This is a genomic window from Yersinia artesiana (genome assembly GCF_902726545.1).
Lineage (GTDB): Bacteria > Pseudomonadota > Gammaproteobacteria > Enterobacterales > Enterobacteriaceae > Yersinia > Yersinia artesiana.
Genome location: NZ_CACVAD010000004.1, coordinates 104,815 through 119,445, shown reverse-complemented (window position 1 = coordinate 119,445; position 14,631 = coordinate 104,815). Strand labels below are relative to the sequence as shown.

The following is a 14,631-nucleotide window of genomic DNA, read 5'->3' as shown; positions in this document are numbered from 1 at the left end:
GATCCGCAACTCGCGTTCCTGGATCGGCTTTTATCAATAAGGTTTCGGTAAATAATAGCGGTAAATAGCGATTCTATTCCGTGTTGGCGATGACGGGCTGCCGCGCTCGCGCTCTATCGCCAAACTGATTACCGATATAAAACGCCAGCAGGTTAAGCACCAGAGAGGGCACTATTGGATGTAAACCAGCAATCTTAATGTCGAAACTAGCCAGCACGGTATAGCATATCGCACCGACAATCATTGAGCTAAGGGCACCGTGAGCATTGGCGCGCTCCCAGTACAACCCTAACACCAGTGGCCAGAGGAATACGGCTTCCAGGCCGCCAAAGGCTAATAGATTCAGCCAGATAATCATTTCTGGTGGCCTCCAGGCGGCAAGTAGCAGTAGTAATCCGAGCACCAGTGTCGACAAACTGGAGATACGTGTCAGTTTACGTTCATTCTTCAGCTCTTCCGGCCGCAGATTGAGGTATAAATCTTTCACTATGGTAGCAGAGGATTGCAGCAACTGGGCATTGATGGTCGACATGATCGCCGCCATCGGTGCCGCCAAAAAGATCCCGGCAGCAAAGGGGGGCAGCACGGTTATCATCAGTGTTGGGATCACTTGATCCGGGATCTTCAGATCCGGCAACACGGCCCGGCCTAATGCGCCAGCTAAATGCATACCAAACATCAAGATTGCCACCACAATGGTGCCGAGGATAATGCCGCGGTGCACTGCTTTACTATCACGGTACGAAATACAACGTACGGCGGTATGTGGTAGGCCAATAACCCCGAAGCACACCAGGATCCAGAATGATGCCATAAACGGCAGATCGAGGATCTGATCGCCACCCTGCGGAGAAACCAGTGCGGGATCAATATGCTGTAGGGTTTCGACGGCTTTATGTAGCCCACCTGCGGCATGGATAACCGCCACCAACAGCAAAATGGTGCCGACCAACATCACCAGCCCTTGCATGGCGTCGTTGAGTACACTGGCGCGGAAACCACCAAAAGAGGTATATAGCGCGATACTGATACCGAAAATCAGTAAACCCGTGTCATAAGGGATACCCGCTGCGGTTTCCAGCAAACGTGCGCCACCAATAAATTGTACTGTCATGGCGCCGACAAATGCCACCAGTAAGCTGAGGCTGGCAAGCCATACCAATAAGCGGCTCTGATAGCGGGCATACAACATGTCGTTGAGGGTCACAGCATTATAACGCCGCGCCAGAATGGCGAATTTTTTACCCAATACGCCCAGTGATAACCACACTGCGGGTAATTGAATCATGGCCAACAGCACCCAGCCAAGGCCGTATTTATAAGCAGCACCTGGCCCGCCGATAAATGAGCTGGCACTGATATAAGTGGCGGTCAGGGTCATTGCCAGTACGAATCCCCCCATCGAGCGGCTGCCGATGAAGTATTCATTGAGGAAATTCCCGGTTTTGCGGCGGGTATAAGCATAAACGGATAAGCCAAATACCATAACCAGATAGCCCACTAATGGCAGGATGACATCAGTTTGCATTGTCATCCTCCAATGGGATATCGCGAAATATGACGCGTACCATTAACCAGCACAGCACAATAAACAGCAGTGGCAGTGCAATACAGGCGGCTTCAAACCAGGCAGGCAGGCCGCTTATCCCAGCAATGTTGCCCGGTAAATACGCCGTTATTATCCACCCAGCCAGATAAGCCAGCGTTAAGCCAAAGGCCCAGCGTGCTTCTTTGTTCGCCTGTAGGAACCTTGTGTCCATATTCTCTCCAATACCCTTCGTACTTGGCACAACAGCGTTGTTAGCTGCAGTTATGCGATACGCCAGCTATATCAATCAAAAGAAAATCAAACAAAGAAAAAGGCCGATGATTAACCGGCCCTGATATAAAAGATAAAACACATGAAAGGCGAAATATCAGGTTTCTTGCAACCCGAGTTTTTTCTCCAGATAGTGGATATTGGCACCACCGTGCTGGAAGTTTTCGTCGTTCATGATGCGTTGCTGTAACTCAACGTTGGTCTTGATGCCATCGATAATGAGTTCTGCCAGCGCATTCTTCATGCGGGCGATAGCAACATCACGGTTTTCACCATAAGTGATCAGCTTGCCGATCATGGAGTCATAATATGGCGGCACAGTATAACCGGCATAAATATGAGACTCCCAACGCACACCAAAACCACCCGGCGCATGGAAACGGGTAATTTTACCCGGACTCGGCAGGAAGGTATTCGGATCTTCGGCGTTGATACGGCATTCTACTGCGTGACCATGGACTTTCACTTCATCTTGTTTGATGGAGAGAGGTTGGCCCGCAGCAATGCGCAGCTGTTCTTTGATCAAATCAACACCGGTAATCATTTCGGTAACCGGGTGTTCAACCTGAATACGGGTGTTCATTTCGATGAAATAGAACTCGCCGTTTTCATACAGGAACTCGAAAGTCCCTGCGCCACGATAGCCGATTTCCACACAGGCTTTCGCACAGCGCTCACCGATATGACGGCGCATTTCGCTGGTGATACCTGGTGCTGGTGCCTCTTCAACCACTTTCTGGTGGCGGCGCTGCATAGAACAGTCACGCTCAGCCAGATAGATAGCATTACCCTGGCCGTCAGCCAAAATCTGAATTTCGATATGGCGTGGGTTTTCCAGGTATTTTTCCATGTAAACAATGTCGTTATTGAAAGCCGCTTTGGCTTCCGCACGGGTCATGTTGATGGATTGCTCAAGATCTTTGTCGTGACGAACGACACGCATACCACGACCACCACCACCACCTGATGCCTTGATAATGACCGGATAACCGATTCGTTTGGCAAAGGCTTTGTTCTTGGCAGTGTCGTCGTCCAGTGGGCCATCAGAGCCTGGTACGCAAGGTACACCGGCTTTCTTCATGGCATTTATCGCCGAAACCTTGTCACCCATCAGGCGAATAGTTTCGGCGCGTGGGCCGATGAAGATGAAACCTGAACGTTCTACCTGTTCGGCAAAATCAGCATTTTCAGACAGGAAACCATAGCCGGGGTGAATAGCCACCGCGCCGGTTATCTCCGCAGCAGAAATGATTGCTGGAATGTTCAGATAGCTTTTAACAGAAGGTGCGGGACCGATACAGACAGTCTCGTCAGCCAATAACACGTGTTTAAGATCACGATCCGCAACAGAGTGAACTGCAACAGTTTTGATCCCCAGCTCTTTACAAGCTCGCAGGATACGTAGCGCAATCTCACCGCGGTTAGCGATTACGATTTTATCAAGCATGGAACGCCTCGTTACTCGATGACGACAAGAGGCTCGTCGAATTCAACCGGTTGACCGTTTTCAACCAGAATGGCTTTTACAGTACCGGATTTATCTGCTTCGATTTGGTTCATCATTTTCATCGCTTCAACGATGCAAAGAGTGTCACCAACAGAAACTTTCTGACCTACTTCAATGAAGGATTTAGCATCCGGGCTCGGGGTGCGGTAGAACGTACCGACCATTGGGGAGCGCACGATATGGCCACTGATGGATGCTGGTGCTGCGGCTTCAGCAGGTGCTGGAGCAACGGCGGCGGCCAGCGCTGGCTGCTGCTGTGGTGCAGCAAAAGCATATGGCTGTTGCATCATTGGGTAGTTTGGTGCGGCGGGAGCACGACTGATACGTACTGACTCTTCGCCTTCTGAGATTTCCAGCTCTGAAATGCCGGACTCTTCAACCAGTTCGATCAGTTTCTTAATCTTACGAATATCCATGAGTGTGATTCCGTACTCTTTGTGTGTTGCAATTATACCCATCATTCATCAGGTTGCATGTATGTTGGCTGCCTTCGTTCACCCCGGACACTGACTGCCATTGACTTGAAAATCAATAAGCTCATGGGGATTCGCTCAGTTGCCGCCTTCCTGCAACTCGAATTATTTCGGGTCTAGTTGGATTTTGACAAGCGATTTACCGCTGCCTGTAAAGCAAAGTTGTAGCCATCTGCGCCAAGTCCACAGATTACGCCAACCGCGATATCAGAGAGATATGAATGATGACGGAAAGGCTCCCGGGCATGCACGTTAGACAAGTGAATCTCGATAAACGGGATCTGCACACCTAACAGCGCATCACGCAGTGCAACACTGGTGTGTGTAAACGCTGCCGGATTGATCAGGATAAAGTCGATATTACCCCGCGCCTGGTGAATTCTATCGATCAGCACATGCTCTGCATTTGACTGCAAGTGGGATAGCACCACATCCATTCCCTGAGCTTGAGTCTCTAACTGACTGACAATCTCAGCCAATGTCGTGTAACCGTACTTTTCCGGTTCACGGGTTCCAAGCAGATTCAAGTTAGGGCCATTCAGAAGCAAAATGTGAAACTTATCCGACATTGTGCTGGTATCTCCGGCAATTAGTACATCATCGTAAAAAATAACCTGATGTCACCGATTTGTCACCTTTTTACGATGAATTTGACACTGCGATCGGTACTAAGGTCGGGCATTATAATGATATCGTAGCAATTAGCAGCTAAATACTGGTCTTATCAGCGAAGATATTCAATAGAAAAAATAGCGAACTGTGCGTTCAACATTATTTATGATGGGGATAACCACGATAAGTTCAGACGGTTAGCGGCACCATTGCCGAAATTTTTTATAACGTAACGCCAATAATATTGCTGCTGCCACTGCGTAAATAATGGGGAGTGGCGATAGGGTTTTCACCGACCAAAGATAATGAATCGGCGCAAGAATGGCGACAACATACACCAAATTATGCAATTTTTGCCAGTTAGCTCCCATTTTTCGTTGCGCCCATAAGGTGGATGTCACGGCCAGTGACAGTAACAACAACCAACTGATTATGCCCAACGTCAGGTAAGGGCGGGTCACCAGTTCACGTCCCAGCAGGCCGATATTACTCAGCCCAAGCTCCAATACCGAGTAGCTGACCAAGTGCAGGGTTCCCCAGGCAAAACACCATAAACCCAACAACCGACGACAGCGGATCAGCAGCGGTTGCTTGCCATAGCGCGCCAGCGGCGTGACCAACAATGTCGCCAGTAACAATTTCAGTGTCATGCGTCCGGTAAAGTGTTGAATGTCTTTGGCGGGATCAGCACTGAACCAGCCTTGATCTACCGATAAAATCAGCCATAGAAACGGCAGTGCGGCGGCCAGCCAGATCGCCACCTTGATCCACTTGATTTGTCGTAAAGTCAGCCGCATTAGAAGTTTTTCCGTAGATCCAGGCCACGATAAAGTGAAGCTACCTGATCGGCATAGCCGTTAAACAACAGTGTCGGTTGGCGCTGAACATCAAGAATTCCGCCGGAGCCAATAAAGCGTTCGGTTGCTTGCGACCAGCGCGGATGATCGACATGTGGGTTCACATTGGCATAAAAGCCATATTCGTTGGGCGCACTCAGGTTCCAGGTTGTCGGAGGTTGCTCATGAGTCAGACGAATATGAACGATGGATTTTATTCCTTTAAAACCATATTTCCAGGGGGTGATGAGACGCAGTGGCGCACCATTTTGTGGTGGCAGGGTTTTGCCATAGACACCCAGGGTCATAAAGGCCAGTGGGTGCATGGCCTCATCCAGCCGTAACCCTTCGACATAAGGGTATTTCAGGCCGCCGCCGATAAAGCGATCTTCTTGTCCCGGCATTTGATCCGGTGCGTAAAGTGTTTGAAATGCGACATAGCGGGCATTGCTGGTGGGTTCAACTAACTTGAGTAATTTGCCCAATTCGAAACCAATCCACGGTACCACCATTGACCAGGCTTCAACACAGCGCATACGGTAAATGCGTTCTTCGAGCGGGAAGTGTTTTATCAGATCATCAATATCGAGTGTCATGGGTTTGGCGACGTCACCGTCGATTTTTATCTGCCAACCTTCGGTTTTCAGTGTTCCGGCATTGGCAGCAGGGTCGGCCTTATCCAAACCGAATTCATAGAAGTTATTGTAGCCGGTGACTTTATCTTCTGGCGTTAGCGCCAAATCTGGATGGTAAGCTGTTGATTTGGTGAAATCCAGCGGCTTCCCAGAAGGGGCTTTGGGGCGGTCATTTCCTTTAAACCATGCCAGCAAATCAGCCTGTGCTGATGTGGGCAATGCCAGTGTAGCGGTAGTGATTCCCAATGCCTGCAATACTTTGCGGCGCTGATAAAAAATACTTTCTGGTGTCACATCGGCTTCGGTTAGTTTGCGCGCCATGGCAGCATTACGCAGGGAATGGGATAAAAAGTTGCGCATAAAATAACTCCGTCAAACAGGGGTAGACATACCAACCTTATTGACATTAATCATGGCGGCTTATGGGGATAAGTGCTAGTAGGCAGAGGGAAATTTGAAAATCATTACAATATAGATAATAGGCCGGAGGTATGAGCCTCCGGCGACGCGGGATTAGCGTACTTTCACCAGAGTTCTGCCGGTGACTTCGTTCGCCAACAGGCGAGCGGCGATGGTCGGGGTATCAGCTAGCGTGATGGATTGTGAGGCCTGCTGATAGAAGCTTTCAGGCAAAACTTTCTGTAATCGTTGCCAGGCTTGCAGGCGGCGATGTTGCGGTGTCATCACTGAATCCACCCCTTGTAGCCGCACATTGCGCAGAATAAATGGCATCACAGTTGTCGGGAGTGAATAGCCACCGGCCAAACCGCAAGCGGCAACGGTGCCGTTATAATTCATCTGCGCCAGCACTTTAGCCAGTAATTTGTCGCCAACGGTATCAATCGCACCGGCCCATAATTGTTTTTCCAGTGGGCGCGAAGCATCAAGATAATCATTGCGCGATAGCACCCGATGAGCGCCCAGGCTTTTCAGGTATTCACTGTTGCTGTCTCGGCCCGAAATAGCGGCAATTTTGTAACCCAGTGCGGCAAGTAAGGCGATTGCGGTACTGCCCACACCACCGCTGGCTCCGGTGACCACCACTTCGCCGCTGTCCGGTGTCACGCCACCTTCCTCTAACGCCATGACGCACAGCATCGCGGTAAACCCAGCAGTACCAATAATCATGGCCTTACGTGGTTCCAACCCTTCAGGCATCGGAACCAGCCAATCGCCATTGACACGAGCCTGTTCTGCCAAACCGCCCCAATGATTCTCACCCACGCCCCAACCGGTCAGCAAAACCGACTGGCCGACATGAAAACGCGGATCTTCGCTACTGTGAACTGTACCCGCAAAATCGATACCTGGCACCATCGGGAATTCACGGATAATCTTCCCTTTACCCGTGATAGCCAGTGCATCCTTATAATTCAGGCTGGACCAATTGACATCAACCGTGACATTACCGGCTGGCAACTGTGAAGGGGATATCTCACGCACTTCGGCGGTAGTACGGCCTTCAGTTTGCTCAAGTACAAGCGCTCGCATATGGCACTCCAGAAAAACAGAAAAAGAATGATTTAAGAGTGAGCCAATATAGCGACAACATCAACCTTTGAGCCTGATCAAGAACAAAAATCAGGTGGTTGATTTCGTCCGTGACTATTCTTGAAAGAGGATGAGTCAAAGTTCAGGGAAAAAGGCTGAGTTATTGTGTTCTGGTCGCATTATGAAGTAAAAAACCAGTATTATGTCGGCATTCTGACATATAGTGTTTTTCTCGAAGGAGCTGAGGCATTTTTTCATTGAATTGCGCTTCGCAAGGTTAAAGGATGCGATTTACAACCAAACTTTCTGTATTTATGACCTTGTTGGTCGTATTGGCGATGTGCTTAGTGCTACTGGGTAGCACGGCAAGTTTCTTTTATTTATGCCAGAAAAAAATGGAGCACCGCCTCCAGAGCATTGTGACAGCTTATGATCAGTCATTGCTGTTACAACCTGCGGATAAAGAACGCGAATGGCTACCTATAATGATGCGAACACTGGGTGTGCTGGAAGTCAGCGTTCAAAATGAAGACAGCACGTTGTACCAACTAAAACTTCCCGCCATTTATACCCCCTGGAATAGTCAAAACCGCCACCGTAACTTGGTTGTTCCTATGTTGCATCAGCCGGGGGCCTCTATGCATTTCACTTATATTGACCCCTTAAACAGCTATGCTCGCTCCCTGTATGCCGCCGCTATTTTATCGTTGGCGGTGGTGATTATTGCGATAACACTGTTGCTGAGTTTCCGTTGGTTGCGTGAACAGACCGCAGGCCAGGAAAAACTTGAATGGCGGGCTAAACGGATCCTAAATGGCGAACGTGAACACGCCATTAATAGTGACGGTCACGAATGGCCGCCTTGTGCCAGCCGTGCTATAGACCATCTATTAGCTGAGTTGATAGAAGTAAGAGAAGAGCGTAATCGTGTTGATACATTGATTCGTACTTTTGCCGCACAAGACGCCAAAACCGGTTTCAGTAATCGCCAGTTTTTTGATAATCAGTTAACAACTCAATTGGAAGAGCCTGGTGCCCACGGGGTTGTGATGATGGTGCAGTTACCGGATTTTGACAGCTTAATTGAAACGGATGATCACCAGAAAGTGCAAGAATTGATGCATTCGCTGATTAACCTGCTTTCGACTTTTGTTACTCGCCACCCCTCTGCGTTATTGGCGCGTTATCATCACAGTGATATCGCGATTTTACTCCCTCATAAAACGCTAAAAGATGCTGATGTTATCGCTGCACAATTGGTGCATGCGCTGGGGGCATTACCCGATCCACAGGTTATTGATCGTGAGTCACTGCTGCATATTGGCATTGTGGCGTACCGCAATGGCGATTCTGCTGAACAGGTCATGGATAATGCAGGGCAGGCGACCAAAAATGCGGCGATGTATGGGGGCAACGGCTGGTATGTCTATGATACCCACGTAGCAGAAAAAGGGCGTGGTAGTGTCAAATGGCGCACTTTATTAGAACAAACGCTGGCTAATGGTGGCCCTCGGCTTTATCAGAAGCCGGTTGTTACTGTTGACGGTAAAATTCACCATCGGGAAATAATTAGTCGCATATATGATGGCGAACAAGAATTGCGTGCCGCTGAATTTACCCCACTGGTGCAATTGTTCGGTTTGGGTGAGCGCTATGACCGTCAAAAAATTGATCGGATAATTCCTTTATTAGCTTTATGGCCGGATGAAACTCTGGCATTTTCTATCTCCGTTGATTCATTATTGCAGCGTCCCTTCCAGCGCTGGCTGCGGGATACGCTGTTGCAATGTAGAAAATCAGATAGAGAGCGAATTATCTTTGAACTTGCAGAGGCAGATGTGTGTCAATATATCAGCCAAATCCGCCCGATGATGCGTTTATTGCTGGGTGTGGGTTGTAAGGTCATGGTGTCGCAGGCCGGATTGACGGTGGTCAGTACGTCATATATTAAGTCTCTTCGGGTTGAAATGATCAAACTTCATCCGGGATTAGTTCGAAGCATTAATCTGCGTTATGAAAATCAGTTGTTTGTCGAGAGCCTGACCGGTGCTTGTGCGGGAACGCATGCAAAAGTTTTTGCCGCAGAAGTTCTTACCCGGCAAGAATGGCAAACGCTGAAGGAGAAAGGTGTTTACGGTGGACAGGGCAATTTTTTTGCTCCGCCAACGCTTTTAAACCCTGGAAAGAAAAAATATTCGTATTAGGGCCATGTTTAGCCTGATCGTTGAGCAAAAATTAACGTAGAATGTGCCAGTCATTTCCGTAAATCGTTGGTGGGTGCTTACTTCCGACGAGAATCAGGTTAAATGTTAGATTTTATGTGCTGTGTTACGCCGGTCGTTGCGCAGAGTCTGTGTTGTACCAAGGGTTTATTCAACCTTTTCAAACAATATGGGTTCGTGATGGAACGAGATGTCAATAACGCAGCTACTTTTTCACCGAATCAGGACGTTTTTGCGCCTTGTCGCTGCTTCGTGTGGTTGGTAAAGTAGGCGGATTTTATTTTCCGCCCCCAGCTTGCAGGATTATCCTTTCGTTATGTTTAAGAAATTTCGTGGCATGTTTTCCAACGACTTGTCCATCGACTTGGGTACCGCCAATACCCTTATATATGTTAAAGGACAAGGCATTGTACTGAATGAACCTTCAGTGGTTGCTATTCGCCAGGATCGTGCCGGTTCCCCGAAGAGCGTTGCGGCTGTGGGCCATGATGCCAAACAGATGCTGGGGCGTACCCCCGGCAATATCGCAGCAATTCGTCCGATGAAAGATGGCGTTATCGCCGACTTCTTTGTCACTGAAAAAATGCTGCAACACTTTATTAAGCAAGTTCACAGCAACAGCTTTATGCGCCCAAGTCCGCGTGTATTGGTGTGCGTACCGGTCGGGGCAACTCAGGTTGAGCGCCGTGCGATCCGTGAATCTGCTCAGGGCGCAGGCGCCCGTGAAGTGTTTCTGATTGAAGAACCTATGGCTGCGGCAATTGGCGCAGGCTTACCGGTTTCTGAAGCAACCGGCTCAATGGTTGTGGATATTGGTGGCGGTACCACAGAAGTGGCCGTTATCTCTCTGAACGGTGTGGTCTATTCTTCTTCCGTGCGCATCGGTGGTGACCGCTTTGATGAAGCCATCATTAATTACGTGCGCCGTAACTACGGTTCCCTGATTGGTGAAGCAACGGCTGAACGTATCAAGCACAGCATCGGTTCTGCCTACCCAGGTGATGAAGTTCTGGAAATCGAAGTTCGTGGTCGTAACCTTGCAGAAGGTGTGCCACGTGGCTTTACTCTTAACTCCAATGAGATCCTTGAAGCGCTGCAAGAGCCGCTGACGGGTATTGTTAGTGCCGTCATGGTTGCGCTGGAACAGTGTCCACCAGAACTGGCATCTGATATCTCCGAACGCGGCATGGTGTTGACCGGTGGTGGCGCATTGCTGCGTAACCTGGATCGCTTGTTGATGGAAGAAACAGGTATCCCGGTTGTGGTAGCAGAAGATCCATTGACCTGCGTCGCTCGCGGCGGTGGTAAAGCGTTGGAAATGATCGACATGCATGGCGGCGATTTGTTCAGCGAAGAATAGTCAGCCAAAACAAAAGAAGAGGGCTTGATCGGATAACCGTATTTTGTACGCATCAGGTCAAGTGCTTCTTTTTTTGTCGTCGAGGAATACGCAAAATTTATGAAGCCGATTTTTAGCCGGGGTCCATCCCTGCAACTGCGGTTGTTCTTTGCCGTTCTTGCAGCCATTGTTTTGGTTATTGCGGATAGCCGATTGGGTACATTTGTTAAAATACGTACCTATATGGACACCGCCGTTAGCCCTTTCTATTTTCTGGCCAATGGGCCACGCAAAGTTCTCGACAACGTTTCTGAAACTCTGGCTACCCACCAACAGTTGGAGCTGGAAAACCGTGCGTTGCGCCAGGAGCTATTGCTAAAAAATACTGATCTACAGTTGTTGGGGCAATTTAAGCAGGAAAATAACCGCTTACGTGAATTGCTCGGCTCTCCGCTGCGTCAGGATGAACAAAAGATGGTGACACAGGTGATGTCCAGTGGGACAGATCCCTATAGTGACCAAGTAGTTATCGACAAAGGTTCTAACAATGGGGTGTACGAAGGCCAACCGGTTATCAGTGACCGTGGCGTCGTAGGCCAGGTTGTTGCGGTGAGTAAACTCACCAGCCGCGTATTATTGATCTGTGATACCTCCCACGCGCTTCCTATCCAGGTTCTGCGAAATGATATTCGGGTGATTGCCGCCGGTAACGGTTGCACCGATGATTTATTATTAGAGCACTTGCCTAGCAATACCGATATTCGTGTTGGTGATGTATTAGTGACGTCAGGTTTGGGCGGTCGTTTCCCAGAGGGTTATCCGGTAGCGGTGGTTTCTTCTGTTAAAGTTGATAACCAGCGAGCTTATACTGTGATTAAAGCGCGCCCAACCGCTGATTTACAACGCTTACGTTACCTGTTGTTATTGTGGGGGGCGGATCGCAATGGGGATATTCCATTGCCACCTGATGAAGTTCGCCGCGTCGCAAATGAGCGTTTGGCTCCCATGATGTCGCAAGTATTACCGGCCGCAGATGCCATGGGCCCTCCGGCACCGCCAGCAGCAACGGCCCCAACAGCAGTGACTGCTCCGGGAGTCTCACCATGAACCGTTACAGCAGCAATGGCCGTTGGGTTATCTGGTTATCTTTCCTGATTGCCATGGTGCTGCAAATCATGCCGTGGCCTGAACAGATATATATGTTCCGCCCTTCATGGCTAGCATTAGTCTTAATCTATTGGGTTATGGCATTACCGCACCGCGTGAATGTAGGGACAGGCTTTACTCTCGGGCTGATTATGGACCTTATTTTGGGTTCCACTCTCGGCGTGCGTGCGCTGGCACTGAGTATTATTGCTTATCTGGTCGCGTTTAAGTTTCAGCTATTCCGCAATATGGCCTTGTGGCAGCAGGCGCTTATTGTGATGCTGCTGTCGCTGACGATGGATGTCGTGGTGTTTTGGTCTGAGTTTTTAGTCAGCAATGTCTCATTCCGCCCCGAAGTCTTCTGGAGTAGCGTGGTCAACGGTATTTTGTGGCCGTGGCTGTTTTTGTTAATGCGTAAAATTCGCCGTCAATTCTCGGTGCAATAAGGATTTAAGACTCATGACCGCCCTGTACCTCGCCTCTGGCTCCCCGCGCCGCCGTGAATTACTGACTCTGCTTGATGTTCCTTTCGAGGTACTGAAAACAGACGTCGAAGAGCAGCGCAAAGCCGAGGAAAGTGCACAACAATATGTCCAGCGTTTAGCACAGGACAAAGCACGAGCAGGGGTGAGTGTCGCACCACAGGATTTGCCGGTACTCGGTGCAGATACCATTGTGGTGTTAAATGGGCAAGTGTTAGAAAAACCACGGGATAAAGCGCATGCACAGCAAATTCTGAGTGCATTGTCTGGACAGCAGCACCAAGTGATCACTGCGGTGTCTCTCGCTGACCGAAAAAATATGTTATCTGCTATGGTTGTGACAGATGTGACATTTCGCGTGTTATCCCAGTTGGAAATCAGTGACTATATTGCTACCGGTGAACCCATGGACAAAGCGGGCGCTTACGGTATTCAGGGGAAAGGTGGTTGTTTCGTCAGATCCATTACCGGCAGTTATCATGCCGTGGTGGGTTTGCCGTTGGTTGAAACCCATGAATTACTAAGTAATTTCATTGCGCTACGTAATGTGAGAGGAATACATGACAGCTGAATTACTGGTCAATATTACACCGTCTGAAACGCGGGTTGCCTATATTGATGGCGGCATCCTGCAAGAAATACACATCGAACGAGAAGCTAAAAGAGGGATCGTCGGTAATATTTACAAAGGTCGTGTTAGCCGGGTTTTACCGGGGATGCAGGCGGCCTTTGTTGATATAGGTCTGGATAAGGCCGCTTTCCTTCATGCTTCCGATATCATGCCCCACACCGAATGCGTAGCTGGGGATGAGCAGAAAAATTTCAATGTGCGTGATATCGCTGAACTGGTTCGTCAGGGGCAGGATCTCATGGTGCAGGTGGTGAAAGACCCGCTTGGCACCAAAGGTGCACGTTTGACCACCGATATTACCCTGCCTTCCCGCTATCTGGTCTTGATGCCAGGGGCCGCTCATGTTGGCGTTTCCCAGCGTATTGAAAGTGAAGCGGAGCGCGAGCGCCTGAAAAAAACCGTGGCAGAGTATTGCGATGAGCAAGGTGGTTTTATTATCCGTACCGCCGCGGAAGGGATTGGTGAAGAAGAGTTGGCCGCTGATGCTGCCTTCCTCAAACGTTTGTGGACAAAGGTTCAGGAACGTAAAAAACGTAATATCACCAAATATAAGTTGTACGGTGAAATGGCGCTGGCACAACGTGTACTACGTGATTTTGCCGGTGCAGCATTGGATAAAATCCGCGTCGACTCCAAATTGACCTATGATTTGCTGGTGGAATTTACCAGTGAATATATTCCAGAAATGACCGAAAAACTGGAGCTGTATGCGGGTAAACAACCCATTTTTGACCTCTATGATGTCGAAAATGAAATACAGCGCTCATTAGAGCGCAAAGTTGAGTTAAAATCAGGCGGTTACCTGATTATCGACCAGACCGAAGCCATGACCACCGTGGATATCAATACCGGTGCTTTTGTCGGTCATCGTAATCTTGATGAGACTATTTTCAATACCAATATTGAGGCCACTCAAGCTATCGCGCGCCAGTTACGGCTGCGCAATCTGGGTGGCATTATCATTATTGATTTCATTGACATGAGTAACGAAGAGCATCGTCGGCGAGTCCTGCATTCACTGGAACAAGCACTGACTAAAGATCGAGTAAAAACCAGTATTAGCGGTTTCTCTCAGCTAGGCTTAGTCGAAATGACTCGCAAGCGGACGCGAGAGAGCATCGAGCATGTATTATGCAATGAGTGCCCAACCTGCCGTGGCCGTGGCACGGTCAAATCGGTAGAAACCGTGTGCTATGAAATCTTGCGCGAGATTGTTCGTGTTCACCATGCTTATGATTCTGACCGTTTCCTGGTTTATGCTTCTCCAGCGGTGGGGGAAGCGCTGAAAGGTGAAGAATCTCATGCACTGGCTGAAGTGGAAATCTTCGTCGGTAAGCAAGTGAAAGTTCAGATTGAGCCACTGTATAACCAAGAACAATTTGATGTGGTGATGATGTAATAGCCTCTCGACCTTTATATATATATGGGGTCTATCAAT

The 14,631-nt window shown here is 49.0% G+C and carries 14 protein-coding genes; 6 read left to right on the top strand and 8 right to left on the bottom strand.

Translation table 11 applies throughout. The features are described 5' to 3' along the window. Window positions 1–73: 73 nt before the first annotated feature. From panF to acuI, 8 genes are all read right to left on the bottom strand, one after another. The gene (gene panF, locus HU019_RS02140) at window positions 74–1,528 is read right to left on the bottom strand and encodes a sodium/pantothenate symporter (RefSeq protein WP_174849170.1); all 1,455 of its coding nucleotides are present in this window, start codon (window positions 1,526–1,528) and stop codon (window positions 74–76) included. Further along, window positions 1,518–1,760 carry a YhdT family protein gene (locus HU019_RS02135; protein WP_005163104.1) on the bottom strand — a complete coding sequence of 81 codons (243 nt, stop codon included), beginning with the start codon at window positions 1,758–1,760 and terminating at the stop codon, window positions 1,518–1,520. The genes panF and HU019_RS02135 overlap by 11 nt, the downstream gene beginning before the upstream one ends. A gap of 156 nt (window positions 1,761–1,916) precedes the next feature. Beyond that, window positions 1,917–3,266, bottom strand: a complete 1,350-nt coding sequence (gene accC, locus HU019_RS02130) for an acetyl-CoA carboxylase biotin carboxylase subunit (protein ID WP_050078211.1) — start codon at window positions 3,264–3,266, stop codon at window positions 1,917–1,919. Between the two features lie 11 nt (window positions 3,267–3,277). Continuing rightward, window positions 3,278–3,742 (bottom strand): acetyl-CoA carboxylase biotin carboxyl carrier protein, encoded by a 465-nt coding sequence (gene accB / locus HU019_RS02125; protein ID WP_174849169.1) that lies wholly within the window; start codon window positions 3,740–3,742, stop codon window positions 3,278–3,280. Window positions 3,743–3,915: 173 nt separating this feature from the next. Beyond that, complete coding sequence (gene aroQ, locus HU019_RS02120) at window positions 3,916–4,368, bottom strand: type II 3-dehydroquinate dehydratase (protein ID WP_174849168.1); 453 nt, start codon at window positions 4,366–4,368, stop codon at window positions 3,916–3,918. A gap of 240 nt (window positions 4,369–4,608) precedes the next feature. Continuing rightward, window positions 4,609–5,208, bottom strand: a complete 600-nt coding sequence (msrQ, locus tag HU019_RS02115) for a protein-methionine-sulfoxide reductase heme-binding subunit MsrQ (RefSeq protein WP_174849167.1) — start codon at window positions 5,206–5,208, stop codon at window positions 4,609–4,611. Then, window positions 5,208–6,242: a protein-methionine-sulfoxide reductase catalytic subunit MsrP gene (gene msrP, locus HU019_RS02110; protein ID WP_174849166.1), complete on the bottom strand. Its 1,035-nt coding sequence runs from the start codon at window positions 6,240–6,242 to the stop codon at window positions 5,208–5,210. Before msrP ends, msrQ begins: the two co-directional genes overlap by 1 nt. 153 nt (window positions 6,243–6,395) lie before the next feature. Further along, window positions 6,396–7,373 carry an acrylyl-CoA reductase (NADPH) gene (gene acuI, locus HU019_RS02105; protein WP_174849165.1) on the bottom strand — a complete coding sequence of 326 codons (978 nt, stop codon included), beginning with the start codon at window positions 7,371–7,373 and terminating at the stop codon, window positions 6,396–6,398. 284 nt (window positions 7,374–7,657) lie between these two features. On the opposite strand from acuI, the gene csrD reads away from it, so the two are divergent. The 6 genes from csrD to rng all read left to right on the top strand — a co-directional run bounded on the left by csrD (window position 7,658) and on the right by rng (window position 14,592). Then, a complete protein-coding gene (csrD, locus tag HU019_RS02100; protein ID WP_174849164.1) occupies window positions 7,658–9,577 on the top strand; it encodes an RNase E specificity factor CsrD in 1,920 nt (639 codons plus the stop codon). Between the two features lie 334 nt (window positions 9,578–9,911). Beyond that, the gene (gene mreB / locus HU019_RS02095; protein ID WP_002228205.1) at window positions 9,912–10,955 is read left to right on the top strand and encodes a rod shape-determining protein MreB; all 1,044 of its coding nucleotides are present in this window, start codon (window positions 9,912–9,914) and stop codon (window positions 10,953–10,955) included. Between the two features lie 99 nt (window positions 10,956–11,054). After that, window positions 11,055–12,041, top strand: a complete 987-nt coding sequence (mreC, locus tag HU019_RS02090) for a rod shape-determining protein MreC (RefSeq protein WP_174849163.1) — start codon at window positions 11,055–11,057, stop codon at window positions 12,039–12,041. After that, window positions 12,038–12,526: a rod shape-determining protein MreD gene (mreD, locus tag HU019_RS02085; RefSeq protein WP_005163138.1), complete on the top strand. Its 489-nt coding sequence runs from the start codon at window positions 12,038–12,040 to the stop codon at window positions 12,524–12,526. Before mreC ends, mreD begins: the two co-directional genes overlap by 4 nt. 13 nt (window positions 12,527–12,539) lie before the next feature. Further along, entirely contained in the window at window positions 12,540–13,133 is a 594-nt protein-coding gene (locus tag HU019_RS02080) for a Maf family protein (protein WP_174849162.1), read from the top strand. After that, window positions 13,123–14,592, top strand: coding sequence for a ribonuclease G (rng, locus tag HU019_RS02075; RefSeq protein ID WP_005174333.1), 1,470 nt, complete (start codon window positions 13,123–13,125; stop codon window positions 14,590–14,592). The genes HU019_RS02080 and rng overlap by 11 nt, the downstream gene beginning before the upstream one ends. The last annotated feature ends 39 nt before the right edge of the window (window positions 14,593–14,631 follow it).

Coding starts and splice junctions, on each gene's coding strand:
- panF (WP_174849170.1), bottom strand. CDS start 1,528: ATGCAAACTGATGTCATCCTGCCATTAGTGGGCTATCTGGTTATGGTA.
- HU019_RS02135 (WP_005163104.1), bottom strand. CDS start 1,760: ATGGACACAAGGTTCCTACAGGCGAACAAAGAAGCACGCTGGGCCTTT.
- accC (WP_050078211.1), bottom strand. CDS start 3,266: ATGCTTGATAAAATCGTAATCGCTAACCGCGGTGAGATTGCGCTACGT.
- accB (WP_174849169.1), bottom strand. CDS start 3,742: ATGGATATTCGTAAGATTAAGAAACTGATCGAACTGGTTGAAGAGTCC.
- aroQ (WP_174849168.1), bottom strand. CDS start 4,368: ATGTCGGATAAGTTTCACATTTTGCTTCTGAATGGCCCTAACTTGAAT.
- msrQ (WP_174849167.1), bottom strand. CDS start 5,208: ATGCGGCTGACTTTACGACAAATCAAGTGGATCAAGGTGGCGATCTGG.
- msrP (WP_174849166.1), bottom strand. CDS start 6,242: ATGCGCAACTTTTTATCCCATTCCCTGCGTAATGCTGCCATGGCGCGC.
- acuI (WP_174849165.1), bottom strand. CDS start 7,373: ATGCGAGCGCTTGTACTTGAGCAAACTGAAGGCCGTACTACCGCCGAA.
- csrD (WP_174849164.1), top strand. CDS start 7,658: ATGCGATTTACAACCAAACTTTCTGTATTTATGACCTTGTTGGTCGTA.
- mreB (WP_002228205.1), top strand. CDS start 9,912: ATGTTTAAGAAATTTCGTGGCATGTTTTCCAACGACTTGTCCATCGAC.
- mreC (WP_174849163.1), top strand. CDS start 11,055: ATGAAGCCGATTTTTAGCCGGGGTCCATCCCTGCAACTGCGGTTGTTC.
- mreD (WP_005163138.1), top strand. CDS start 12,038: ATGAACCGTTACAGCAGCAATGGCCGTTGGGTTATCTGGTTATCTTTC.
- HU019_RS02080 (WP_174849162.1), top strand. CDS start 12,540: ATGACCGCCCTGTACCTCGCCTCTGGCTCCCCGCGCCGCCGTGAATTA.
- rng (WP_005174333.1), top strand. CDS start 13,123: ATGACAGCTGAATTACTGGTCAATATTACACCGTCTGAAACGCGGGTT.